The 22,039-nt window shown below is 66.0% G+C and carries 23 protein-coding genes and 1 pseudogene; 8 read left to right on the top strand and 16 right to left on the bottom strand.

Annotation, left to right across the window (positions count from 1 at the left end; all coding sequences use genetic code 11):
- Positions 1-54 precede the first annotated feature (54 nt).
- A complete protein-coding gene (locus tag CupriaWKF_RS04540) occupies positions 55-1,731 on the bottom strand; it encodes an L-lactate permease (RefSeq protein WP_276099833.1) in 1,677 nt (558 codons plus the stop codon).
- 372 nt (positions 1,732-2,103) lie between these two features.
- On the opposite strand from CupriaWKF_RS04540, the gene CupriaWKF_RS04545 reads away from it, so the two are divergent.
- Positions 2,104-2,751, top strand: coding sequence for a LysE family translocator (locus tag CupriaWKF_RS04545; protein WP_276099834.1), 648 nt, complete (start codon positions 2,104-2,106; stop codon positions 2,749-2,751).
- Between the two features lie 20 nt (positions 2,752-2,771).
- On the opposite strand, the gene CupriaWKF_RS04550 is transcribed toward CupriaWKF_RS04545, so the two are convergent.
- The 8 genes and pseudogenes from CupriaWKF_RS04550 to CupriaWKF_RS04585 all read right to left on the bottom strand — a co-directional run bounded on the left by CupriaWKF_RS04550 (position 2,772) and on the right by CupriaWKF_RS04585 (position 7,917).
- The gene (locus CupriaWKF_RS04550; protein ID WP_276099835.1) at positions 2,772-3,416 is read right to left on the bottom strand and encodes a glutathione S-transferase family protein; all 645 of its coding nucleotides are present in this window, start codon (positions 3,414-3,416) and stop codon (positions 2,772-2,774) included.
- 33 nt (positions 3,417-3,449) lie between these two features.
- Positions 3,450-4,640 carry a PLP-dependent aminotransferase family protein gene (locus tag CupriaWKF_RS04555; RefSeq protein ID WP_276099836.1) on the bottom strand — a complete coding sequence of 397 codons (1,191 nt, stop codon included), beginning with the start codon at positions 4,638-4,640 and terminating at the stop codon, positions 3,450-3,452.
- Positions 4,641-4,682: 42 nt separating this feature from the next.
- On the bottom strand, positions 4,683-5,012 hold the full coding sequence (locus CupriaWKF_RS04560; RefSeq protein WP_011298500.1) for a DHCW motif cupin fold protein: 330 nt from the start codon (positions 5,010-5,012) through the stop codon (positions 4,683-4,685).
- 19 nt (positions 5,013-5,031) lie between these two features.
- Entirely contained in the window at positions 5,032-5,487 is a 456-nt protein-coding gene (locus CupriaWKF_RS04565; RefSeq protein ID WP_276099837.1) for a RidA family protein, read from the bottom strand.
- Positions 5,488-5,498: 11 nt separating this feature from the next.
- A pseudogene (locus CupriaWKF_RS04570) lies at positions 5,499-5,750 on the bottom strand (EamA family transporter); the annotation flags it as partial.
- Between the two features lie 91 nt (positions 5,751-5,841).
- Positions 5,842-6,480, bottom strand: coding sequence for a LysE family translocator (locus tag CupriaWKF_RS04575; protein WP_276099838.1), 639 nt, complete (start codon positions 6,478-6,480; stop codon positions 5,842-5,844).
- 5 nt (positions 6,481-6,485) lie between these two features.
- Positions 6,486-7,199: an alanyl-tRNA editing protein gene (locus CupriaWKF_RS04580; RefSeq protein WP_276099839.1), complete on the bottom strand. Its 714-nt coding sequence runs from the start codon at positions 7,197-7,199 to the stop codon at positions 6,486-6,488.
- 40 nt (positions 7,200-7,239) lie between these two features.
- Positions 7,240-7,917, bottom strand: a complete 678-nt coding sequence (locus tag CupriaWKF_RS04585; RefSeq protein ID WP_276099840.1) for a VOC family protein — start codon at positions 7,915-7,917, stop codon at positions 7,240-7,242.
- Between the two features lie 84 nt (positions 7,918-8,001).
- On the opposite strand from CupriaWKF_RS04585, the gene CupriaWKF_RS04590 reads away from it, so the two are divergent.
- From CupriaWKF_RS04590 to CupriaWKF_RS04600, 3 genes are all read left to right on the top strand, one after another.
- Positions 8,002-9,540: a PLP-dependent aminotransferase family protein gene (locus CupriaWKF_RS04590; RefSeq protein WP_276099841.1), complete on the top strand. Its 1,539-nt coding sequence runs from the start codon at positions 8,002-8,004 to the stop codon at positions 9,538-9,540.
- Positions 9,541-9,645: 105 nt separating this feature from the next.
- Complete coding sequence (gene htpG, locus CupriaWKF_RS04595; RefSeq protein ID WP_276099842.1) at positions 9,646-11,547, top strand: molecular chaperone HtpG; 1,902 nt, start codon at positions 9,646-9,648, stop codon at positions 11,545-11,547.
- Between the two features lie 72 nt (positions 11,548-11,619).
- The gene (locus CupriaWKF_RS04600) at positions 11,620-12,123 is read left to right on the top strand and encodes a DNA-deoxyinosine glycosylase (protein ID WP_276099843.1); all 504 of its coding nucleotides are present in this window, start codon (positions 11,620-11,622) and stop codon (positions 12,121-12,123) included.
- A 10-nt stretch (positions 12,124-12,133) separates the two neighbouring features.
- Here the strand turns inward: CupriaWKF_RS04600 and CupriaWKF_RS04605 are convergent, their stop codons facing one another.
- The 4 genes from CupriaWKF_RS04605 to CupriaWKF_RS04620 form a co-directional block, all read right to left on the bottom strand.
- Positions 12,134-12,505, bottom strand: coding sequence for a type II toxin-antitoxin system VapC family toxin (locus CupriaWKF_RS04605; RefSeq protein WP_276099844.1), 372 nt, complete (start codon positions 12,503-12,505; stop codon positions 12,134-12,136).
- Positions 12,502-12,699, bottom strand: coding sequence for a type II toxin-antitoxin system VapB family antitoxin (locus CupriaWKF_RS04610; protein ID WP_276099845.1), 198 nt, complete (start codon positions 12,697-12,699; stop codon positions 12,502-12,504). The genes CupriaWKF_RS04605 and CupriaWKF_RS04610 overlap by 4 nt, the downstream gene beginning before the upstream one ends.
- Positions 12,700-12,854: 155 nt before the next feature.
- Positions 12,855-13,937, bottom strand: coding sequence for an SRPBCC domain-containing protein (locus CupriaWKF_RS04615; protein WP_276099846.1), 1,083 nt, complete (start codon positions 13,935-13,937; stop codon positions 12,855-12,857).
- Positions 13,934-14,302 (bottom strand): metalloregulator ArsR/SmtB family transcription factor, encoded by a 369-nt coding sequence (locus tag CupriaWKF_RS04620; protein ID WP_276100667.1) that lies wholly within the window; start codon positions 14,300-14,302, stop codon positions 13,934-13,936. The genes CupriaWKF_RS04615 and CupriaWKF_RS04620 overlap by 4 nt, the downstream gene beginning before the upstream one ends.
- 171 nt (positions 14,303-14,473) lie before the next feature.
- On the opposite strand from CupriaWKF_RS04620, the gene CupriaWKF_RS04625 reads away from it, so the two are divergent.
- The gene (locus CupriaWKF_RS04625) at positions 14,474-15,616 is read left to right on the top strand and encodes a PLP-dependent cysteine synthase family protein (RefSeq protein ID WP_276099847.1); all 1,143 of its coding nucleotides are present in this window, start codon (positions 14,474-14,476) and stop codon (positions 15,614-15,616) included.
- A gap of 68 nt (positions 15,617-15,684) precedes the next feature.
- Positions 15,685-16,557, top strand: a complete 873-nt coding sequence (locus CupriaWKF_RS04630) for a spermidine synthase (protein WP_276099848.1) — start codon at positions 15,685-15,687, stop codon at positions 16,555-16,557.
- A gap of 47 nt (positions 16,558-16,604) precedes the next feature.
- On the opposite strand, the gene CupriaWKF_RS04635 is transcribed toward CupriaWKF_RS04630, so the two are convergent.
- On the bottom strand, positions 16,605-18,221 hold the full coding sequence (locus tag CupriaWKF_RS04635; protein ID WP_276099849.1) for an ABC transporter substrate-binding protein: 1,617 nt from the start codon (positions 18,219-18,221) through the stop codon (positions 16,605-16,607).
- 162 nt (positions 18,222-18,383) lie between these two features.
- On the opposite strand from CupriaWKF_RS04635, the gene CupriaWKF_RS04640 reads away from it, so the two are divergent.
- Together CupriaWKF_RS04640 and CupriaWKF_RS04645 are read left to right on the top strand one after the other, a co-directional pair.
- Entirely contained in the window at positions 18,384-19,061 is a 678-nt protein-coding gene (locus CupriaWKF_RS04640; protein ID WP_276099850.1) for a methyltransferase domain-containing protein, read from the top strand.
- A gap of 289 nt (positions 19,062-19,350) precedes the next feature.
- Complete coding sequence (locus tag CupriaWKF_RS04645; protein ID WP_276099851.1) at positions 19,351-20,556, top strand: IS110 family transposase; 1,206 nt, start codon at positions 19,351-19,353, stop codon at positions 20,554-20,556.
- 27 nt (positions 20,557-20,583) lie between these two features.
- On the opposite strand, the gene CupriaWKF_RS04650 is transcribed toward CupriaWKF_RS04645, so the two are convergent.
- Together CupriaWKF_RS04650 and CupriaWKF_RS04655 are read right to left on the bottom strand one after the other, a co-directional pair.
- Entirely contained in the window at positions 20,584-21,786 is a 1,203-nt protein-coding gene (locus tag CupriaWKF_RS04650) for a DUF2863 family protein (RefSeq protein ID WP_276099852.1), read from the bottom strand.
- 103 nt (positions 21,787-21,889) lie between these two features.
- Positions 21,890-22,030, bottom strand: a complete 141-nt coding sequence (locus CupriaWKF_RS04655; RefSeq protein WP_276099853.1) for a hypothetical protein — start codon at positions 22,028-22,030, stop codon at positions 21,890-21,892.
- Between the last annotated feature and the right edge of the window lie 9 nt (positions 22,031-22,039).

Consider the following 22,039-nt stretch of genomic DNA (forward strand, 5'->3'; position numbering starts at 1 on the left):
AGGGGCAGGCGAATCAGCCGGCGAATCGGCTGCCGGGTTTGCGGCCTGGCCAGGTCAGTGGATGACCATCTGCGTGAACGGATGCACGTAGGCCTGCAGCGTCACGAAGATGCCGACCAGGATCGCCAGCGCGATCGAATGGAAGAACACGTAGCGCAGGATGTCGCCTTCATGGCCGTACCACTTGGTGGCGGTGGAGGCCACCACGATGGACTGCGCGTCGATCATCTTGCCCATCACGCCGCCCGAGCTGTTGGCCGCGGACATCAGCACCGGCGACAGGCCAAGCTGCTCGGCGGTGGTCTTCTGCAGGCCGCCGAACAGCACGTTGGAGGCGGTGTCCGAGCCCGTCAGCGCCACCCCCAGCCAGCCCAGCATGGTGCCGAACAGCGGGTAGAGCACGCCGGTCTGCGCGAACGCCAGGCCCAGCGTGGCGTCCAGGCCCGAGTAGCGGGTCAGGTAGCCGATGCCGAACATGGCGCTGATGGTCAGCAGCGAGTACTTGGTCAGCTTGATGGTTTCCCAGTACTCCTTGATCATGCGCGGCACGGAATAGCCCATCACCAGGCCGCCCACGATTGCCGAGACCAGGATCCCCGTGCCGGCCATCGACAGCACGTTGAAGGCGAATATGGCAGGCTCGGCGATCTCCTTGGGCGTCACCGGCGGATGCTTGAGTACCGCCTTGTCCAGGCCAGGGATCGGGAATTTCCACTGCCAGACGGCATCCATGAACTTCTTGAACTCGGGGATGCCCCAGACAAACACGAACACCGTCAGGATGATCCAGGGCACCCAGGCCTTGGCCACCGAGATGCCGGCCGATGCGGCGGTGGCCCGGGCGTCGGCTTCGAGCGCTTCGGGGTGGTCGACCTTGGATTCGTCGTGGCGGCCCAGGATCTTGGTGGTGGTCCAGATTTCCTTCGGATGCCAGATCTTCAGGAACAGCGTCAGCGCACCCAGCGAGATCAGGGCCGAGATCACATCGACCAGCCACGGACCGTGGTAGTTCGACACCAGGAACTGCGGGACGGCGAAGCTCACGCCTGCGACCAGGATCGCCGGCCAGATCGCGAGCATGCCGCGGAAGCCGGCAAAGGCCCAGATCAGCCAGAACGGCACCAGCACGGAGAAGAACGGCAGCTGGCGGCCGATCATGGCCGACAGCGTGACCTGGTCGATGCCGGTCACCGAAGACAAGCCGATGATCGGCGCACCGAGCGCGCCGAAGGCCACCGGCGCGGTGTTGGCGATCAGGGCCAGGCCCGACGCGGCCAGCGGCGAGAAGCCCAGGCCGATCAGGATGGCGCCGGTCACGGCCACGGGCGTGCCGAAGCCGGCGGCGCCCTCGAAGAACGCGCCGAAGCTGAAGGCCACCATCAGCAGTTGCAGGCGGCGGTCCTCGGTCACGCCGGAGATCGAGGTCTGCAATACCTTGAAGGAGCCGTTCAGCGTGGTGAGCCGGTGCAGGAAGATGATGTTGAGGACGATCCACCCGATCGGGAACAGGCCGGAGACAATGCCCAGTCCGGCCGCCTTGCCGGCCATGGCCGCGGGCATGCCGAAGACCGCCGAAGCCACGACGACACCCACCACCAATGCCAGGCCGGCGGCCAGGTGCGCCTGCATGTGAAAGAAGGCCAGCGCTGCCAGCAGCACGGCTACGGGGATGCCCGCGGCAATGGTCGACAGCGCCATATTGCCTAGCGGGTCATAGACTTGACTCCACACGATTGAAATCCTCCTCAGGTTTGGCTCGGGCAGCCCGGGCGATCTCCGTGCCCTTGGCTGCCGTTGTACGTCGCGTACAGACGTGCGGCGTCTGCCGCACACGCGAGTCGAACAAGGATTGTAAGGATGGGCTCCCACCACGCCGCCTTAAATCCGGTCATGGCATACATGAACCGGATTCAGGGATCAGGGTTTGCCTGGGGGCAGCATGGAGCATGTGCTGCCCAAAGCGCAGAGTACCCTAAACGGCGCCTCTTCGAAATGTATGCCAACCAGGGAATGACCATAATGTCAGCTTGGCAGCGGTGCGCGGTGTGCGTAGCCTGTCTGCCGAATGCCGATGGATCCGACAATCCGACAAAGGGAGACACCATGCCCGAGTTCCTTCCCCCGTGGCCGCTGCTTGGCGCCTTCGTGCTGGCCAGCCTGGCGCTGGCCGTGACGCCAGGCCCGGCGGTGGTCTATATCGTGACGCGTACGCTGGCGCAGGGCCGGCGTGCCGGGCTGGCGTCCGTCGGCGCCGTCGCGCTGGGCAATCTTGGTAATGCCGCGGGCGCCGCGCTCGGACTGGCCGTGCTGTTCTCGGTGTCGGCGCTCGCTTTTACCGTGGTGAAGTACGCGGGGGCGGCGTACCTGATCTGGCTGGGCATCCGTACCTTGCGCGCCGCGCCGGCAGTTGCCACGGATACGCCGCCGCCGGCGCGTCCGCTGCGCCAGGTATTGCGAGACGGCTTCGTGGTGGCCCTGCTGAATCCCAAGACCGCGATCTTCTTCGCCGCCTTCCTGCCGCAGTTCATGAACCCGGCCGGTTCTGCGCTGACGCAGAGCCTGGCGCTGGGCGTGGGCTTCGTGCTGATCGCGGCGACCACCGACGTCTGCTACGTGACCGCGGCGGCCGCCGTGATGCCGGCGCTGCGCCGTGCCGGCCGGGCGCGGGCGGCAGGCCGCTACCTGACGGCTGCAGCCTTCATCGGACTCGGGGTGTTCACGGCGGCGTCGGGCTCGCGCGCCGGCAAATAAGCGGGTCAGCCGCCGCGTGCTCAGCGCAGCGGCAGTTCCAGGATGCCTTCGGCGGCCGGGCGCGCGCGCATGGCGGCCAGCCAGCGCTCCAGCTCGGGGCGCGGTTCGTGGGCGACCGGCGTGCCCATCCAGCGATGGGCGGCGCAGGCCAGCGAGATGTCCGCCATGGTGAAGCGGTCGCCGCCGATGAACTCGCGCCCGGCCAGGGCCTTGTCGAGCAGCGCGGCCAGCGGCTCGGTGCGTGCGCATGACGCGGCCACGGCGGCATCGTCGCGCTTCTCGGGTGCTACGCGCACCATGTTCAGGAAGGCGGTGACCATGGCCGGGCTGAAGGTGGTGGTCTGCCAGTCCATCCAGCGGTCGGCCGAGGCGCGCGCCTTGACGTCTTCCGGCCACAGCGTGCCCTCGCCATACCGCGCGCACAGGTAGCGCACGATGGCATTGGATTCCCACAGCACGAAGGGCTCGCCGCCCACGTCCGTGCCGCGGAAGTCCTCGATCACGGGGATCTGGCGGTTGGGGTTGAGGCGGACATAGGCTTCGGTGTCCAGATCGCCCTGGTTGACGCCGATGTCCACGCGCTCATGGTCCAGGTGCAGCTCGCGCGCGCACCAGACCACCTTCTGTACATTGATCGACGACAGTCGACCCCAGATCCGCAGCATGAAGATTCTCCCCTGATCTTTTGCGGTTGTTTTTCAGGCCACGCGGGCCTGCGGCGCCGAGGCGATGGCTTCGCGGAACAACTTGCCCAGGATCGCCACGCCTTGTTCAATACGCTCGGGCGGCACGGTGACGAACGCCAGGCGCAGCGTGTTGCGCTGCGGGTTGCTGGCATAGAAGGGCGCTCCCGGCACATAGGCGACATTGCGCTTCACCGCTTCCTCCAGGATCGCCATGCTGTCCAGCCCCAACCCTTGAGGCAACTGCACCCAGATGAACATGCCGCCCTCGGGCTGGTTCCAGCTTACGCCTTCGGGCATGTGGCGCGCCAGCGCGTCGAGCATGACCTGGCACTGCTTGCCGTACAGCGCGCGGATGGTCGGGATGTGGCGATCGAGCAACCCGTCGCGCACGGTCTCGTAGGCCACGCGCTGGGTGAAGCTCGGCGTATGCAGGTCGGATGCCTGCTTGGCCTGGCACAGCTTGAAGTGCAGTGCCGGCGGTGCGATCACGAAGCCCAGGCGCAGGCCCGGTGCCAGGATCTTGGAGAAGGAACCCATATAGATCACGCCGTCGGGGTTCATCGACAGCAGGGTCGGGAGCTGGTCGCCGGTGTAGCTCAGTTCGCCATAGGGATCGTCTTCGACCAGCAGCACGCCGAACTCCTTGGCGCGCGCCACCAGGGCCTGGCGGCGTTCCAGCGGCAGGCGGCGGCCGGTCGGGTTCTGGAAGTTGGGCAGGGCGTACAGGAAGCGCGCGCCGGCGGTCAGCTCGGCGGTCAGCGCTTCAGGCTGCAGGCCCTTGTCGTCGGTGGGCACGGAGGTGAACTCCGGCTCGAACAGCGAGAACGCCTGCAGCGCGCCGAGGTAGCTAGGCGTTTCCACCAGCACCTTGCTGCCCGGATCGATCAGCACCTTGGCAATCAGGTCCAGCGCCTGCTGCGAGCCGGTGGTGATCAGCACGCGCTCCACGGCCACATTGTGGCGCCTGGCGATGAATTCGCGCAGCGGCAGGTAGCCTTCGGTGGCCGCGTATTGCAGTGCGGCGGCCGGGTTGTCGGCAAATACACGGGCCGTCGCCGCCTCCAAGGCCGCTACCGGGAAGGATGCCGGCGAGGGCAGTCCGCCGGCGAAGGAAATGACTTCCGGACGCTCGGTCACCTTCAGGATTTCGCGGATGGCCGAGCTGGTCAGTTGCTGTGCCCGGCGGGAGATGGCCCATTGCATGATATTTCTCTTTTGTCTGGGGAGAACCGCCTGGCGGGCGGTTCAGTCAACGATGAATAGTCTGGCCCCGGTCGGCGTGGACGATCGGTGCGGTTCCGCCTGGTCGGCGACCTGGTAGCTCGTGCCCGCGCGGAGCACGAACTGGCGGCCGTCTTCCAGTTCGGTATGCAGTTCGCCGTCCAGGACGAACAGGATATGGCCCTTGGTGCACCAGTGGTCCGCTAGGTAGCCGGCCGAGTACTCGACCATGCGCACCCGGATGTCGCCGAACTGGCGCGTGCGCCACAGCGCCTCGCCCCGTTCTCCGGGGTGGCGCGTGGGTTCGACCGCGGACCAGTCGGTGGTGCCGAAGGGCAGGTTGTCGATGCGCATCGCGGCAGCGGCAGTCCGTTCAGTTCACTTCGACGATCATTTCGATCTCGACGCAGGCGCCCAGCGGAATCTGCGCCACGCCGAACGCGCTGCGCGCGTGCTTGCCCTTGTCGCCGAAGACTTCGGCCAGGAACTCCGAGGCGCCGTTGGTCACCAGATGCTGCTCGGTGAATTCCTGCGTCGAGTTCACCAGGCTCATCACCTTGACGATGCGCGTGACGCGGTTCAGGTCGCCCACGTGCGCATGCAGCGTGGCCAGCAGGTCGATGGCGATGGAACGCGCGGCGGCCTTGCCGGATTCGGTGTCGATGTCCTTGCCGAGCTTGCCGGCCCATACCTTGCCGTCCTTGCGGGCGATATGGCCCGACAGGAACACGGTATTGCCGGTCTGCGCGGCCATGACATAGGCGGCAGCCGGGGCGCCGGCGGTGGGCAGTTCCACGCCAAGGCGTGCAAGGGTGTCATAGACGGACATGTGATCTCCTGTCAGTGAGTGCGTTCGGAAAGGATAGGGGGCGTTTGTGCTGCGGTTGTGGGGACCGTGGGGACGGCCTGTTGCACGGCGGCGCGGCGGCCCAGTGCCACCACGGCGATCACGGCCACCGCGAAGGCGATGGTGGCGGGGTCAAGCGGCTCGGCCAGCAGCAGGGTGCCGCCCGCCAGCGCCAGAAACGGCTGCAGCAATTGTATCTGCCCGACACGCGCCACGACGCCTTTTGCCAGGCCCGCATACCAGAAGCCGAGCAGCATGCCGCTGAAATGCGGCGGGTGCGAAGCGGAGGGGAGCGTCAGTACAGAGGTCATGGCAATGTTGGCGGTCATGGCCGGATCAGGCCGCCGCGGGTTGCACGCTTACGGCGATCCACGCGGCGGTGAGTGCCAGCGCCAGGCCCATGGCGCGGTTGAACCAGCGCACGCGCTTGCCCTGCATCAGCCATTGCCGCAACGAAGCGCCCAGCACGCCGTACACGCTGTTGCTGACGAAGCCGAAGATGCCGAAGGTCGTGCATACCAGCAGCACCCGTTGCGCGGGCGAGGGCGCACCGGCCATGTACGACGCCGCGGTGGCCAGCGCCATCATCCACGCCTTGATGTTGGCGTACTGCAGCACGGCTGACTGCCACACACTGAGCGGGCGCAGGACCTGTTTCTCCGCGAGCACGGTGCTGCGCGCGAGCCTGGCCGCCAGCCACAGCAGGTAGCCCACGCCGGCCATGTGCACGATGGTGGCCAGCGCCGGATTGCTCAGGATCAGCGCGCCGACGCCGACCGCGCACAACGCGAGGATGCTGGCAAAGCCGAAGGCCACGCCCACGCAATGGGGCAGCGTCGCGCGCAAGCCGAAATTGGCGCCGGTCACCGCGGCAATGGTGGTATTGGGCCCCGGTGTGAACGAACCCACCGCAAGCAAGGTGACGAGCGCCAGGAATTGCGCGGCCGAGAGGCCGGTCAAAAAATCTCCGGTCATGGCGCTCAGGCGAAATTGACGACCACGCGCCGGTTGGTGCGGCTCTTCTTCTCGATCTTGGTGACGGCCACGGTGCCGATCTCGCCGGTGTTGGCCACATGCGTGCCGCCGCACGGTTGGCGGTCCACGCCCGGGATCTCGACGATGCGGATGCTGCTGGTGCCGGCCGGCGGCGCGGCGCCGATGGTGCGTACCAGCTCGGGCTGCGCAGCCAGCTCCTGCGGCGTGATCAGCGTGATGCGCACCGCGGTGTTGGCACGGATCAGCGCATTGAGCTGTTCGGTCAGCTCGGCCTTGTCCAGCGTCGATTCGGGCAGGTCGAAGTCGATGCGCGCCGAATCGGGCGAGATGCCGCAGCCCGTTACCGGCACCGGAATCAGCGAGCCCAGCAGGTGCAGGCAGGTGTGCAGGCGCATGAGCCGGTGGCGGCGTTGCCAGTCAATGGCTACCGTGACGCGCTCGCCCGGCCGCGGCAGCTGCGCCCCCGCCACGGGCACGTGCAGGATGCGGGCGCGGTCGTCGGCATAGACGGTGTCCGCGATCCCGATGGTGCGGCCATCCGCCAGGGTCAGCGTGGCCGTGTCGCCGGCCTGGCCGCCGCTGCGTGCATAGCAGACGGTCTCGTCGAGCTCGATGCCGGCCTCGCTCGCCGACAGCACGGTCGCGCTGCAATGGTCGAGGTAGGGATCGTCGTCGAAGCGTTTGCGCGTGGCGGTCATCGGTGGGTCTCCGTGGTCTTGTTCTTGTCGATGTTCGGGTCTAGCGCAGGGTACGGATGCCCTGCGGCGTTTCGATTTCTGCGATGAGCTGCGGCGGACCGTCGCTTTGTTCCAGCGTCATCAGAGGCTCGCCGCCCAGCCACGCCAGGCCCTGGCGCAGCAATTCGGCATTCGGGTGCCGGCCGGTGAGCCGGCGCAGCGCCAGGTCCTGCCGCGGCAGGCTTGCGCCCGGGGGCGGCGCCACGTCCCACTGGATCAGGCTCGGCAGCAGGCCGTCGCCGGCGCTGGCGGCTTCACCGTGCCATGCCGGCAGGCTGCCGTCCTCGGGCACCGTGATGCGCCAGTGCAGGTCGCCGCGCTGCATGGCAATGACCGGCGCGATCCGGTCGGGATACTGCGCCTGCCAGCGCGTCAGGTCGGCGGGCCGGGTCACGCGTGCTGCCCAGTGCAGCAGGCAGGGGCCGCCCTCCAGGCGCTTGCGCACGCTGTCGCTGTCGAGCCCGAACCAGCGCGGGCGCCGCGGCGCGGGGGCGTCCGGGTCGATCGCGATCACTTCCAGGTACATCCCGCCAAAGAGTCCGAGCACGCGGTTGTGCGTGCCCATGGCCGCATGGGCGCCGCCACCGTGCGGGGCAACGCCGAGCACGTCGGCGACGTATTCCGTGCCGGCATCGAGCGTCTGGGCGGCAATGACGAGGTGATCGAGGGCGAGCTTCATGTTGGCTTGATGGTAGACAAGGTAGTCGGTACAGTACCGGTACAGTTATGCGGATCGTATTCAGTACAGTTGCGGGAGCACTACATGGATGGCAGCCACCAGCAGGATTCCTCCGCCGCGCCCGAGCGCAAGGATAGCGAAGGCGGCGCACAGGACACGTCGGCGCGCCCGTTGCGGCTGGTCGTGCCGCCAGGCGCGGCCGGCAGCACCGAACGCATGCCGGACCCGGTGCCGTCGGCGCAGATGACGCTGGTCGAGCAACTGACCGAATGGGCCCGCATGCGCATCGACGAACGCGTGTTCCGCGCGGGCATGCGCATGCCGTCGATCCGCCAGCTGGCGCAGGAGAAGGGCATTTCGCGCTTTACCGTGGTGGAGGCCTATGAACGCCTGGTGGCGCTGGGCTACCTGGAATCGCGCCGCGGCTCGGGCTTCTACGTGCGCGAACGCGTGGCGCAGGCCTCGGCCGCGCCGGTGGCACCCGTGGCGGTGGCCGCGCGCAATATCGACGTGACCTGGCTGCTGCGCAGCATGTTCCATACCGCCGAGACCCACAAGGCGCCGGGGCTGGGGTTCCTGCCCAACGAATGGCTCGATGGCGAACTGATCGCCAGCGCGCTGCGCGGGCTGGGCCGCCAGCCCGGCAGCCATTTCCTGGCCAGCGGCACGCCGCAGGGCTTCCTGCCGCTGCGCCAGCAGCTGCGCACGCGGCTGGAGGAACTGGAGATCGGCGCCACGGCGGAGCAGATCGTGCTGACTTCGGGCATCACGCAGGCGCTGGACCTGATCGCGCGGCTCTACCTGCGCCCGGGCGACACCGTGCTGGTCGGCGACCCGGCCTGGTTCGTGATGTTCGGCCGCTTTGCCGCGCAGGGCGCGCAGGTGACCGGCGTGCCCTACACGGCCGAAGGTCCGGACCTGGAGGCGCTCGAGCGCATCGTCCAGGCGCACCGGCCGCGCCTGTTCGTCATCAACTCGGTGCTGCACAACCCGACCGGCACCTCGCTGTCGGCCGCCAAGGCGTTCCGGCTGCTGCAGATGGCCGAGCAGTACGATTTCCTGATCGTCGAGGACGACATCTACTGCGACCTGTGCCCGCCGGGCCACGCGGCGACACGGCTGGCCAGCCTGGACCAGCTGCGCCGCGTGATCTACCTGGGCAGCTTTTCCAAGACGCTGGCGGCGAACCTGCGCGTGGGCTTTGTCGCCGCGCACCCGGACCTGGCCGCGACGCTGACCGACAGCAAGCTGCTGGCCGGCCTGGCCACGCCGGAAATCAACGAGCGCGTGCTGTACAAGGTGCTGACCGAGGGCCACTACCGCAAGCACGTGGAGCGCGTGCGCGGCCGCCTCGACCGGGCGCGCGACGAAACCCGCCGCGAGCTGGAACGCCGCGGCCTGCGCCTGTTCCCCGGCCAGCATGCGGGCATGTACCTGTGGGCCGATACCGGCCGCGATACCAATGCCATCGCCACCGCGGGGCACGAGGAGGGCTACCTGTTCGCGCCCGGCAGCCTGTTTTCCCCGTCGCAGATGCCGTCGGGGTGGATGCGCTTCAATGTCGCCAGCAGCGGCGATCCCGACATGCTCGATTTCCTGTCCCGGCAACTGGACCGGCGCTGAACGGCAGGCCGGCCTTGAAATTGGCCGGAACCGGCCCTATTTCCGGGAGCATTGGCCCTGCGCCGACCCCAATTCCCTGATTTTCCGGATTCGAAAAGGAGAACCATGTCCGCACCGCACGAAACGATGAGCTTCCAGGCGGAAGTGAAGCAACTGCTGCACCTGATGATCCACTCGCTGTACAGCAACAAGGAAATTTTCCTGCGCGAGCTCATCTCGAATGCTTCCGACGCCACCGACAAGCTGCGCTTCGAGGCGATCGCGAACCCCTCGCTGCTCGAAAACGACGCCGACCTGGCCATCCGCATCGAAGCCGACGCCACCGCGCGCACGCTGAAGATCACCGACAACGGCATCGGCATGAGCCGCGACGAGGCCATCCGCAACCTGGGCACCATCGCGCGTTCGGGCACCAGGGAATTCTTCCAGCAGCTGTCCGGCGACCAGCAGAAGGACGCCGCGCTGATCGGCCAGTTCGGCGTGGGCTTTTACTCGGCCTTTATCGTGGCCGACAAGGTCACCGTCGAAACCCGCCGCGCGGGCGTGGCCGCCGACGAAGCCGTGCGCTGGGAAAGCGCGGGTGACGGCGAGTTCAGCGTCGACGCCATCACGCGCGCCGAGCGCGGCACCACCATCACGCTGCACCTGCGCGAAGGCGAGGACGATTTCCTCTCGGCCTGGCGCCTGAAGAGCATCATCCAGAAGTACTCGGACCATATCTCGCTGCCGATCCGCATGCCCAAGGAAGTGTGGGATGCCGATACCAGCGCGTACAAGCGCACCGACGAGTGGGAAAGCGTCAACCAGGCCAGCGCGCTGTGGACGCGTGCGAAGTCGGACATCACGGAAGAGCAGTACGCCGCGTTCTACCAGCACATCGCGCACGACAACGAGGCGCCGCTGGCCTGGACGCACAACCGCGTGGAAGGCCGCAGCGAATACACGCAGTTGCTCTACATCCCGTCGCGCGCGCCGTTCGACATGTGGGACCGCAACCACAAGCACGGCCTCAAGCTCTATGTGAAGCGCGTCTTCATCATGGACGACGCCGAGCAGTTGCTGCCTTCGTACCTGCGCTGGGTCAAGGGCGTGATCGATTCCGCGGACCTGCCGCTGAACGTCTCGCGCGAACTGCTGCAGGAAAGCCGCGACGTCAAGGCGATCCGCGAGGGCAGCACCAAGCGCGTGCTGTCGATGCTGGAGGCGCTGGCCGACAGCGAGGACGAAGCGGAGCGCACCAAGTACGCGACCTTCTGGCAGCAGTTCGGCCAGGCGCTGAAGGAAGGCATGGGCGAGGACCAGGCCAACCAGGAGCGCATTGCCAAGCTGCTGCGCTTCAGCTCGACGCACAACGACAACGCCGAGCAGACCGTGTCGCTGGCGGCCTATGTCGGCCGCATGAAGGAAGGGCAGGACAAGGTCTACTACGTGACGGCCGATACCTGGGCCGCCGCGAAGAACAGCCCGCACCTCGAAGTCTTCCGCAAGAAGGGCATCGAAGTGCTGCTGCTGACCGACCGCGTCGACGAGTGGATGCTGTCGTTCCTGCGTGAGTTCGATGGCAAGGAACTGGTTTCGGTGGCCCGTGGCGACCTCGACCTGGGCACGCTTGCCGACGAGGCCGAAAAGGCCGAGCAGGAGAAGGCCGAGACCGAATGGAAGGATGTTGTCGCTCGCGCCAAGACCGTGCTCGAAGGCAAGGCCAAGGACGTGCGCGTAACGCTGCGCCTGACCGAGTCCGCGTCGTGCCTGGTCTCGGACGAAGGCGACATGAGCGGCTACCTGCAGCGCCTGCTGAAACAGGCTGGCCAAAAGGCGCCGGACGCACAGCCGATCCTGGAACTCAATCCCGAGCACGCGCTGGTGAAGAAGCTGCGCGACCTGCCGGAGGGTGATGGCTTCAATGACCGCCTGCTGGTGCTGTTTGATCAGGCACTGCTGGCTGAAGGGGGCATGCTCGATGATCCGACTGCCTACGTGCAGCGTGTGAACAAGCTGCTGGCCTGAATGCAGGCGTGAGCAAAAGGGCCGGGTGACCGGCCCTTTTGCTTCCGGCTGCGGATACAACCATAACGACTCATGACGCTGAAGCGCTGCTTTCCTCCAGTGGTCGACGCCGAGACGCGCGTATTGGTCCTCGGCAGCCTGCCGGGCGAGGCGTCATTGGCGCAGGTTCAGTATTACGCCCACAAGCAGAACCAGTTTTGGCGCTTGGTCGGCGACATTCTTGGCGAAGACCTGGTTCACATGGACTACGCTGCGCGGTTGCAAACGCTTCTGGCGCGTCACGTTGGTCTATGGGACGTCGTGGCTGAAGCCAAGCGCGAGGGTAGCTTGGACAGCAACATTCGCAGTCATGCGGGAAATGATTTGGTGGGATTGATCGAATCGCTGCCGAAGCTGAGTGTGATTGCGTTCAATGGGGGTACGGCTGAGCGTATTGGCTTGAAGGCTCTCGGGCGGTATGGCGGCAACCATCGCATTCTCAGGCTTCCTTCAAGTAGTCCTGCCCATACTATGCCGTACCCGGAAAAACTGCATGCCTGGCGGGAGCTGCGGGCATGGTTGGTCAAGGCTGGCTGACGCCCCTCGACTAATGCTCAAGCATTGCGCCCAAGTTGAGTTCGTCGGCAACCCTCTTCAATCGCTTGTCGCGAGTCCAGATGGTGGCGCCGGGATGCAGACGTGCGGATGCCAGCAGCGATGTATCGACATAGCCGATCCCACGATTGAATAATCCTTCTCGTTCGATCAGGTAGAACGTCTCTTCTGGCGTTGCAATCGGGGCCTGGGGCAGATCGAGCAAGGCACCGAGCACAACTTCCCGGTTGCGCAGACTGCCCAGCGATATCTCGCCAATCACGAATGGATGAGCCAGGACACGCTCCTCGACAAGCAGACTGACCAGCAAAGGATCGGACGCATTAATGTGGTCGATCCAGACCGAGGTGTCGACAAGAATCATTCGACGTCCTGCCGGCGACGCGGCACCCCCTGTATGCCGGGTTGGCTACCGCCAAGATTCGCGAGCCGCCTCGCGGCCTCACGTTGGATCAAGGCTTTGAGCGCTTCGCGCACAAGCGCCGACTTTTCCTCCAAGCCCGTATAGGCTTGAGCCTTGGCGATCAATTCGTCATCAAGAGCGATGGTGGTACGCATGGACGGCTCCACAAGTGGAGCACCTATATTAGCATCGTTTGATGCCTTATTTCGTGCATTGCTCTTGCTGGTGCATCGGTTGGAGCCAAGTTGGCGGTGTCGCCTCTTCAATGGAGACAGAGGCCCCCCTTATAGGAGCCTCTGCTCTTGAACGGTCAGCCGAGATCCGGTTGCGTGGCCGCGTAGCTCGGCCGCGCGCGCATGACGGAGTGGGCACGCCGGATGTTCGGCCGTGCCTCCAGCATCGCGGCGCTTTCCGGGAATCGCCCCAGATACTCGACGATCGGCGCGAAGAACAGGTCGGCCATCGACAACGCATTGCCGACCAGGAAATCGCGCCCGCCGTAGGCCTGCTCGAGGGCGTCAAGATTGCGCGCGATATCGGGCAGGGCCCCCTCGATGGTGGCGCGATCGGGCTTGCCGTCCGGGCCCTTCGGGAATACGTACTGCAGCACATAGCGGCGCACCATCGCATCGTAGGCGTGGCAGTTGATCAGGCTGATCCACTGCTCGCAGCGTGCGCGCGCAGTAGGGCCGGTTTGCGGAATCAGGTTCGGGCCGCCAAAGACCTCGTTGATGTAGCTCAGGATGGCGCGCGTTTCATAGAACTCGATCGGACCGTCGGCGAATGCCGGAATGCGGCCGAACGGGTTGTGGGTCAGCAGTTCGTCGCTGTGCGGCGCAACCGGCTTGAGCGTGTAGCGCACGCCTTTCTCTTCGAGCGCCAGGCGCACGGTGCGAACGTAGGTGCTGCGCGCGTCGCCGTAGACGGTCAGCGTGCCGGCGCTGCCTTCGGCATCCAGGTAGTCGCTGAGGTTGTTGAAGACGGATTGCCAGCCGCTCTCGTGCGAATCGCGCGTGGCGGCATCGGGGAAGCCGCTATGGCGCATGTGCAGGTGGGTGCCGCCATCCTTGTCGGTCAGCGTGATCTCGATCAGCGTGCGTACGCCGGCGGGTAGTTCGCTGCCTTCCCATTGCCACGTATAGGCCAGGAAGTTGGCGCGATCGATTGCCTGATACTCGCCCCCGACAATGTGCTGTTCGCCGTCCTTCGCTCCCATCACCAGCCGATAGCGGCCACCCACGCGCGCATCCGCGCTGGCTTCCCGCACCTGCATGCCACGCGGGCAATGCCAGGCGGCCAGGGCGGCCTGGTCGGTGAATGCATCAAACACCCGCTCGCGCGGCGCGCGGATCTGGCGGGTCATCTCCAGGTGAAACGTTGCAGCTTCAGTCATGACTTGATCCCCTTTTTCGAATGGGTGACAGCGGTCTCGCCTTGCGTTTGCTCGACAAAGGCCACCAGCCTGTCGAGATTGCCTTCCCAAAGCCGGCGATAGGTCTCCAGCCAGCCGTGCGCATCGCGCATGGCGCCAGGGCGCAAATGGCAGATGCGCCAGCGTGCGTCGATCTCCCGCTCGATCAGTCCCGCCTCCGCCAGCACACGCAGATGCCGGGAGATGGCCGGACCGGAGATATCGAACGGGCGCGCCAGTTCGCTGACCGGGGCGTCGCCCTCGGACAGCCGCGCCAGGATCGCGCGGCGCGTCGGGTCGGCCAGGGCGGCAAAGATGATGGAGAGCGGGTCGCTGGTGTTCGGCATGTTGTCATTTAACGTGTTGGTTAAATGAACATCAAGGGCTGTTACAACTCGCATGTGCCATGCCGGTCGTGGCTGCGGGTCTCGGCACTCCTGTACGATGGCGGCACGCCCCACCGCCCCGGCCTCTGAGCAGACCGGGCCTGTCACTCGCAGTATTGCCGGGGAAGCGCCATGCCGCATTCAGACTGGACCCACGAAGCGATCCACAGGATCGAGGCCGATTTCAACCGGTCTTCCGACACCCACTTGATTCCCCTGGACTTGCCCGGCTATCCGGACATCCGCTTCTACTTCAAGGACGAATCCAGCCACCCGACCGGCAGCCTCAAGCACCGGCTCGCGCGGTCGCTGTTCCTGTATGCGTTGTGCAACGGATGGCTGCATGCCGGCAGCACGGTGGTGGAGGCCTCCAGCGGCTCGACCGCGATTTCCGAGGCCTATTTCGCGCGCCTGCTCGGTCTGCCGTTCGTGGCGGTGATCCCGGCCGGCACCTCGCGTGCGAAGGTGGAGGCCATAGAGTTCTACGGCGGGCGCTGCCACCTGGTCGACAACCCGTCCGAGATCTACGCCGAGTCGCACCGCATTGCGCGGGAATCGGGCGGGCATTTCATGGACCAGTTCACCTACGCCGAACGCGCGACGGACTGGCGCGCCAACAACAATATCGCCGAGTCCATCTTCAAGCAGATGGCGCAGGAGGTGCATCCGGTGCCGGCGTGGATCGTGGCGAGCGGCGGCACCGGTGGCACCGTCGCCACGCTGGGGCGCTACGTGGCCTACCGGCGGCACCAGACGCGCATCCTGTGCGCCGATCCGGAGAACTCCGTGTTCTTCGATTACTTCTGCGGCTGTCTGGCGGGGAAGCCAGATCAGGCGCTGACACTCGAGACGGGCTCGCGCATCGAAGGCATCGGACGCCCGCGCGTGGAGTGGTCTTTCATTCCGACCTGCATCGACGCCATGCTCAAGGTGCCCGACGCACTGTCGTTTGCCGCCATGCGCTATCTGGCGCAGCGGTTCGGACGCCGCGTGGGCGGCTCGACCGGCACCAACTTCGTTGGCGTGCTGTACCTCGCGCAGCGCATGCGCGCGGCCGGGCAGGCCGGCGCGATCGTGACCCTGTTGTGCGACAGCGGCGAACGGTACGCGACGACCTATTATGACGACGACTGGTATCAGGAGCAGCGCATCCACGTGGATGCCGGGGACGTCCTGATCGGCCGCGCCGTCAATGGCGAACCGGTGCTGACGCCGCAGACCGTGGACGGGCTGGCGGCCGCGGGTGCCGGTATTCCCGGCGGCGCCGGACAATGATCGCGCGGGTTTCTGTCACAATCGCGGCTTTCCTGCGCTGGCTGCTGGCCTGCCCGAACAAGCAAGACATGACCCTACTGAAACGCAAATCGATCGAGGCCGTCGCCTCGCGCCGCCCCGCGCGCGGCATCCGTACCCGCGGCGAACGCCCGGCCCGGGAAGAAAAGCGCATGACGCCGCGCTTTGCACCGGTGACTTTTTCCGAGCTGGACGGCGTCCGCTACCTGCACTTCGGCACCGAGTGGGTACAGGGCGCGATGCGCCTGCGCAAGCCCGATGCCATCGAACTCGAATACGCCCAGCAGATGATGGCCTGGCTGCTGTTCCTGTCGCCGTCGGCGCCGGACTTCCACGTGGTGCAGCTCGGGCTGGGCGCGGCGGCGCTGACCAAGTTCAGCCACCGGCACTTCGCGCGGGCCCGCGTGACCGCGGTGGAGCTGAATCCGGCGGTCATCATTGCCGGCCGCAGCATGTTCGGCCTGCGCGAGGACGACGCGCGCCTCAGCGTGCGCGAGCAGGATGCCTGGGACTATGTGATGGACGCCACCAGCACGGACTCGGTCGACGCATTGCAGGTGGACCTGTACGACGCCACGGCGCGCGGCCCGGTGCTTGACACCACCGCCTTCTACCGCGCCTGCCGCCGTACCCTGAAGTCGCCGGGCGTGATGACCATCAACCTGTTCGGCGACCACGACAGCTTCCCGAAGAACATCGAACGCATCTGCGATGCCTTCGACAACCGCGTGCTGGTGTTCCCGGAAGTCCATGACGGCAACGTCATCGCGCTGGCCTTCAACGGGCCGGCGATCGACGTGTCGTGGGAAACGCTGGAAGCCCGCGCCGACGTGGTGGAAAAAGGCACCGGGCTGCCCGCGCGCGACTGGGTGAACAAGCTGCGCGCTGCCAATGCGCGCCAGGAAGAGAGGCTGGTGATCTGAGGTACTGGCCTGATGCCCGGCGCACGGCTCCGGGCATCAGCGGGCCGTCACTCCTTGTGGAAGAACTGCGCGAGCGACCACTCGTCGGTGCGCGCTTCGTACTTCAGGCCCTTCTTCATCGCCCACATGGCCAGCTGGCTGTGCGACGGAATGATCGCATGGTCGTCCAGCGCGAATTTCGCGGCGGCCTTTGCGTTCTCCTCGCGTGCCTTGTCGCTGCTCACCGTGGTGAGCGACTTTTCGATCAGCTTGTCCAGCTGCGGGTTGCTGTACTTGCCCCAGTTCCAGGTGCCGTAACCGGTCTTGGCGTCGGGCGTGCCGGTGATCGAGCGCAGCGCCACGTCGGCGGCGGCGGAGCCCCAGCCAAGCATCTCGAACGAGAAATCGCCCTGGCGCGCGCGTGTGAAGTACACGGCCACGGGCATGGTTTCCACCTTGGTCTGGATGCCCACGCGCGTCAGCATGCTGGCCGTGGCCTGCGCGACGGCGGCATCGTTCAGGTAGCGGTTGTTGGTCGCATGCAGCATCAGCCCGAAGCCGTTCGGATAGCCGGCGGCGGCCAGCAGCTTCTTCGCGCCTTCCGGGTCGTAGGGCTCGGGTTTGGTCCCTGGGTGCCCGAAGATCTGTGGCGACACCAGTGACGATGCCGGCACCGCCAGGCCCTCCATGATGCGGCTGACGATGGCGTCGCGGTTGATCGCCCTGGAGATCGCGGCGCGCACGCGCGCATCCTTGAACGGATTCTTGCCCAGCGGCTTGCCGGCCTTGTCGGTGACGTACGGCGGATTGTCGCGCGACTGGTCCATCTGCCAGAAGATCGTGCGCCATGACACGGTCTGCTCGATGCGGAACTTCGGGTTCTGCTTGAGCTTGGCCACGTCGGCGGCGGGCACGCTTTCGATGACGTCCACATCGCCGGCCAGCAGGGCGGCGGAGCGTGCGCCGTTGTCGGTGATGATGCGGAAGACCGCGCGGTCCCATTCCGGCTTGGGGCCCCAGTAGTCGGGATTGCGCGCCATGACGATCTCCTGGCCGCGCGCGAAGCGCACGAACCTGAACGGCCCGGTGCCGATCATCGCCTTGCCCGAATCGAACTCGGCCTGCGTGAGCGTGGCGGCCACCTTCTTCGGCATGATCGGCACGCTGTTCAGGTCATTGGCCAGGTTGGCATAGTTCGGCACGTTCATGGTCAGGCGCACCGTGAGGGCGTCGGGCGTGTCGATGCGTGCGATCGGCTTGGTGTAGCTCGTGAACGAGCCAGGGCTGTTGTCCAGCTTCTCGGGCCGCTCCAGCGAGGCCTTGACGTCTACGCTTGTGAACGGCGCACCGTCATGCCATTTCACATTGGGGCGCAGCTTGATTTCCCAGGTGGTCGGATTGAGCGGTTTCCAGGACAGCGCGAGCCCCGGAATGTAGCGTGCGTTCTTGTCCATGAACACCAGCGACTCGAAGATATGCAGCGCAATCGCGTTGTTCGGGCCGGCGTTGTTCCATTGCGGGTCCATGGATGTGACGTCGGCCGCCAGGCCTATGCGCAAGTCTTCGGCGCTCGCGTTGCCGGTGGGCGACAACGCGAAGACCGCGCCACACCATAGCGCGGCGCCTGCGGTGCGCAACGCGGCGCGCGTGGAGCGGGTGGTAGTGGAAGGATGGCGGAAAGGCATGGCGCTAGGCTCCTCATGCTGGCCCGGGCGACCGCGGGCGAGGAGGGCGCGCGGTCATGGGCCGTTGTCAGGCACGTTATCAGGCAATTTGCCCGCATTGTGCAGGCAAAACGACATCCATGCAGGCTTTCCGGGCAGGCGTGTGTGACCGGCACCGTTAAAATGACTGCCATGTTTGCCAATTCCCCCACCATTGTTTCGGCACAGTCCGATGTACACGAACACCTCGCGGCACGCGTGGCGCGCCATCTTGCCGAGCCGTTTCGCAAGCCGATCGGCGAGGTGAGCCGGCGCGCGCTGGACCAGGCGCTGGCGCGCTGGCGGCAGGCCGGCGACGTGCCGCTGATCCTCGACGCCGGCTGCGGCGTGGGCGAAAGCACGCTCCGGCTCGCCACGGCATTTCCGGATCATTTCGTGATTGGCGTGGACCAGTCGGAGAAGCGCCTGGGCGCGGGCAAGGACTGGTGGGGCGATGCCCCCATGCCCGGCAACTTTTGCTGGGCGCGCGCCGACCTTGTCGACGTGTGGCGCCTGCTGCAGGATGATCGCGTGCCCGTGGCGCGACACTATGTGCTCTATCCGAACCCCTGGCCGAAGATCGGGCACCTCGGGCGGCGCTGGCAAGGGCATGCCGTGTTCCCCGCGCTGGCAGCCTGTGGCGATTATCTGGAGTGCCGCAGCAACTGGAAGGTCTACATCGACGAGTTCGTGACGGCCCTGGGCATGGTCGGTCGTTCGTCAGTGACCGAGGCGTGGCAGCCCGAAACAGCGATGACGCCGTTCGAGCGCAAGTACGGGGCGTCGGGCCACAGCCTGTGGCGCTGCGTGACGCAGCGCTAGCCACAAAGCACAACGGCCCGCAGTGCGGGCCGTTGCGTTGATGGAAGCGAGGCGCCTTGGCCCCGTTACTATCTTCGTGTCCCGATGATCGGGGCTTTGGCCAGCCAGGCCCGGCATGATTCTCGCCCCCAGTCGCCCATGATCCGGGGGGTGTTGTCACCGGGCCTGGTGGGTGGCTGGTGATCGCTAATAGGGGCTCGGCTGGAACATCTGGAGGCCGTCCGTAACGTGGATGCCGAGACTTGCCACCGTTGTTGCAGGCCAAACCGCTCAATCTGCAAAACCTTCGATGCAAGACAACCAACAACATAGCTCCGTCGATGTATTCGTCGGCGTCGATGTCGGCAAAGGCCACCATCATGCCGTCGCTCTCGATCGGAACGGAAAGCGCCTGTACAACAAAGCGCTGCCCAACGATGAGGCCAAACTGCGCGCGCTCATCGCCGAACTCAAGGCACACGGCCAACTTCTGTTCATCGTCGATCAGCCCGCCACCATCGGCGCGCTGCCTGTGGCAGTCGCCCGTGATGAAGGTGTCCTGGTCGCCTATCTGCCGGGTCTGGCCATGCGCCGCATCGCCGATCTGCATGCAGGTGAAGCCAAGACTGACGCCCGCGATGCCGCCATCATTGCAGAAGCCGCCCGCTCAATGCCGCATACGCTGCGCTCGCTTAGACTGGCGGACGAGCAACTTGCCGAACTCACCATGCTGTGCGGCTTCGATGACGATCTCGCCGCGCAGATCACGCAGACTAGCAACCGCATTCGCGGACTGCTCACCCAGATCCATCCCGCTCTGGAGCGGGTTCTGGGGCCGCGCCTCGATCATCCAGCCGTGCTTGACCTGCTTGAGCGATATCCGTCGCCCGCCGAACTTGCAGCCGCCAGCGAGAAGACGCTCGCTAACCGCCTCACCAAACTCGCACCCCGCATGGGCAAAAGCCTCGCGGCCGAAATCGTTCAGGCGCTCAGCGAGCAGGCGGTAATCGTACCTGGCACTCAGGCAGCAACGATCGTCATGCCGCGTCTGGCACAGCAGCTCGCTGCCTTACGCAAGCAACGCGACGAGGTTGCCAGCGAAGTTGAACGCCTGGTGCATGCGAACCCTCTTTGGCCAGTCCTGACCAGCATGCCGGGAGTCGGCGTCAGGACCGCCGCCAGACTCCTCACTGAAGTCGCCCACAAAGTCTTCGCTTCGGCCGCGCATCTTGCCGCCTACGCTGGCCTGGCGCCAGTAACTCGACGCTCCGGCTCATCCATCCGTGGCGAGCACCCGTCCAGGCGGGGCAACAAGGTCCTTAAGAGAGCACTCTTCCTCTCTGCCTTTGCCGCCTTGCGGGACCCTGTCTCACGGGACTACTACGCCCGCAAGGTCCAACAGGGCAAGCGCCACAACCAAGCGCTCATTGCTCTTGCCAGACGTCGCTGCGACGTGCTGTTCGCCATGCTGCGTGACGGCACCTTCTATCAACCGAAATCCGCCCCTAATGCTTGACGAACCACATAGGGGCACCCCCCCTCGTTAGTGGAACAGCGGCTGCTGCGTCGGTGCATCCTCAGGCAGCTCGGCGTGGACGATCTCGCCGTTGCGATCAGCGTAGAGCGGCGTGCCGCAGTCTTCGCAGTATTCCGGATCGAACAGCGCGGCGTGGCGGAAGATGTCCTCGACGCCGGCATTGCGCAGCTCCTCGCAGATCTGCTCGAGAGGGTTGCCCTTTTCGTCGGCATCCACTTCGCCGGCTTCGCGGCCATAGACCGGCCAGACGATCCCGTAGATCACATCCTTTTCGCCGCGCATGGTGAAGCCGACACGGTACTCTTCCACCACTTCCTCGCCGAACGCCGCCACCACCGCCGCGAGTTGGCCGGCGGGAACGTCCAGCGTGCCGCTCAGGTAATTCACGGCCGCGCGCACGGTCAGCGGGCGGATGCTCTTGTCGGATTCGCGGCAGGACAGGAAGAACGCGTCCGGCAGCAGCAGCTCGAATTCGCAGCCCGGCAGCAGCAGGGCCACCGTGGCCTGCACCTGGCTGCGCCACTGTTCGAGGCAGGTCGAGCGCTCGGCATGGTGCTCCTTGGCATCCTCCTGCCAGCGGAACAGCGCCTGCTCGTGCGGTGCGACCACCACGGCCAGCAGGTAGCGCGGATCGGCCAGGATCGGCGCCGTTTCCGGCAGGTCGCGCAGGTCCACCTTGGGTACGGCAGCGCTCAGCGCGGCGGCCGCGAGCTTTTGCGTCAGCGCGAAGGTGTCGCTGTGCGTGCGCGGCAGCTGGTCGATGCTGTACAGATACGGCGACAGTGCGACCTTGGTGCCCGTGGCCAGCACGTGCGCCTGCAGGTGCACGGCGAGGGTCTGCGCCAGGTCCGGCTTCAGCGAGCCGGACGGAATCGCGTAGCGCGTATGCGCGAGGATGGGGGCGGCTACCAGCAGGGCATCATAGCGCACGCCGTCGACTTCCAGCGTGGCCGATTCGGCCAGCGTCTCGGCCTGCTCGGCCAGGACGTCGGAGGCGTCAGCATTGTGCTTGAACAGGTGTTCGAGCGCCGCGTCCAGCGCGGTCTGGCTGCCGTTCTTCAGCAGCCGGCCCAGGCGTTGCGAGAGCCGCCGTTCCCAGTACGCGTCCTCCATGCGGCTGCCCGATGCGTCGAGGGCGAGCGCATCGGCGACCAGTCGCTCGGCATCGGGCGAAAGACGCGGGGAAGCCTTGGGGCGAAAACCTGCCATATAGAGAAACCATCCGTTTTTTCGTAAAACGGTATTCTACTCGCTGCGTTGACAGGAATGACGCCAGTCCGGCCCGACTGGCAGACATGTCCTGCCGGCAGCCTTATTTTTGCTCGGCGGCAGCCGGAGCGTGGATTTCGGTGCCGTGCTGCTCGCCGCCCATCGACACCTCGCCGCCGCCCTTGCTGAGCAGGTAGAAGGCGGCGCCGGCGAGGACGACGAACGCGATGATGATCTTGACCATGGTGTCTCC

The sequence above is a fragment of the Cupriavidus sp. WKF15 genome (genome assembly GCF_029278605.1).
Lineage (GTDB): Bacteria > Pseudomonadota > Gammaproteobacteria > Burkholderiales > Burkholderiaceae > Cupriavidus.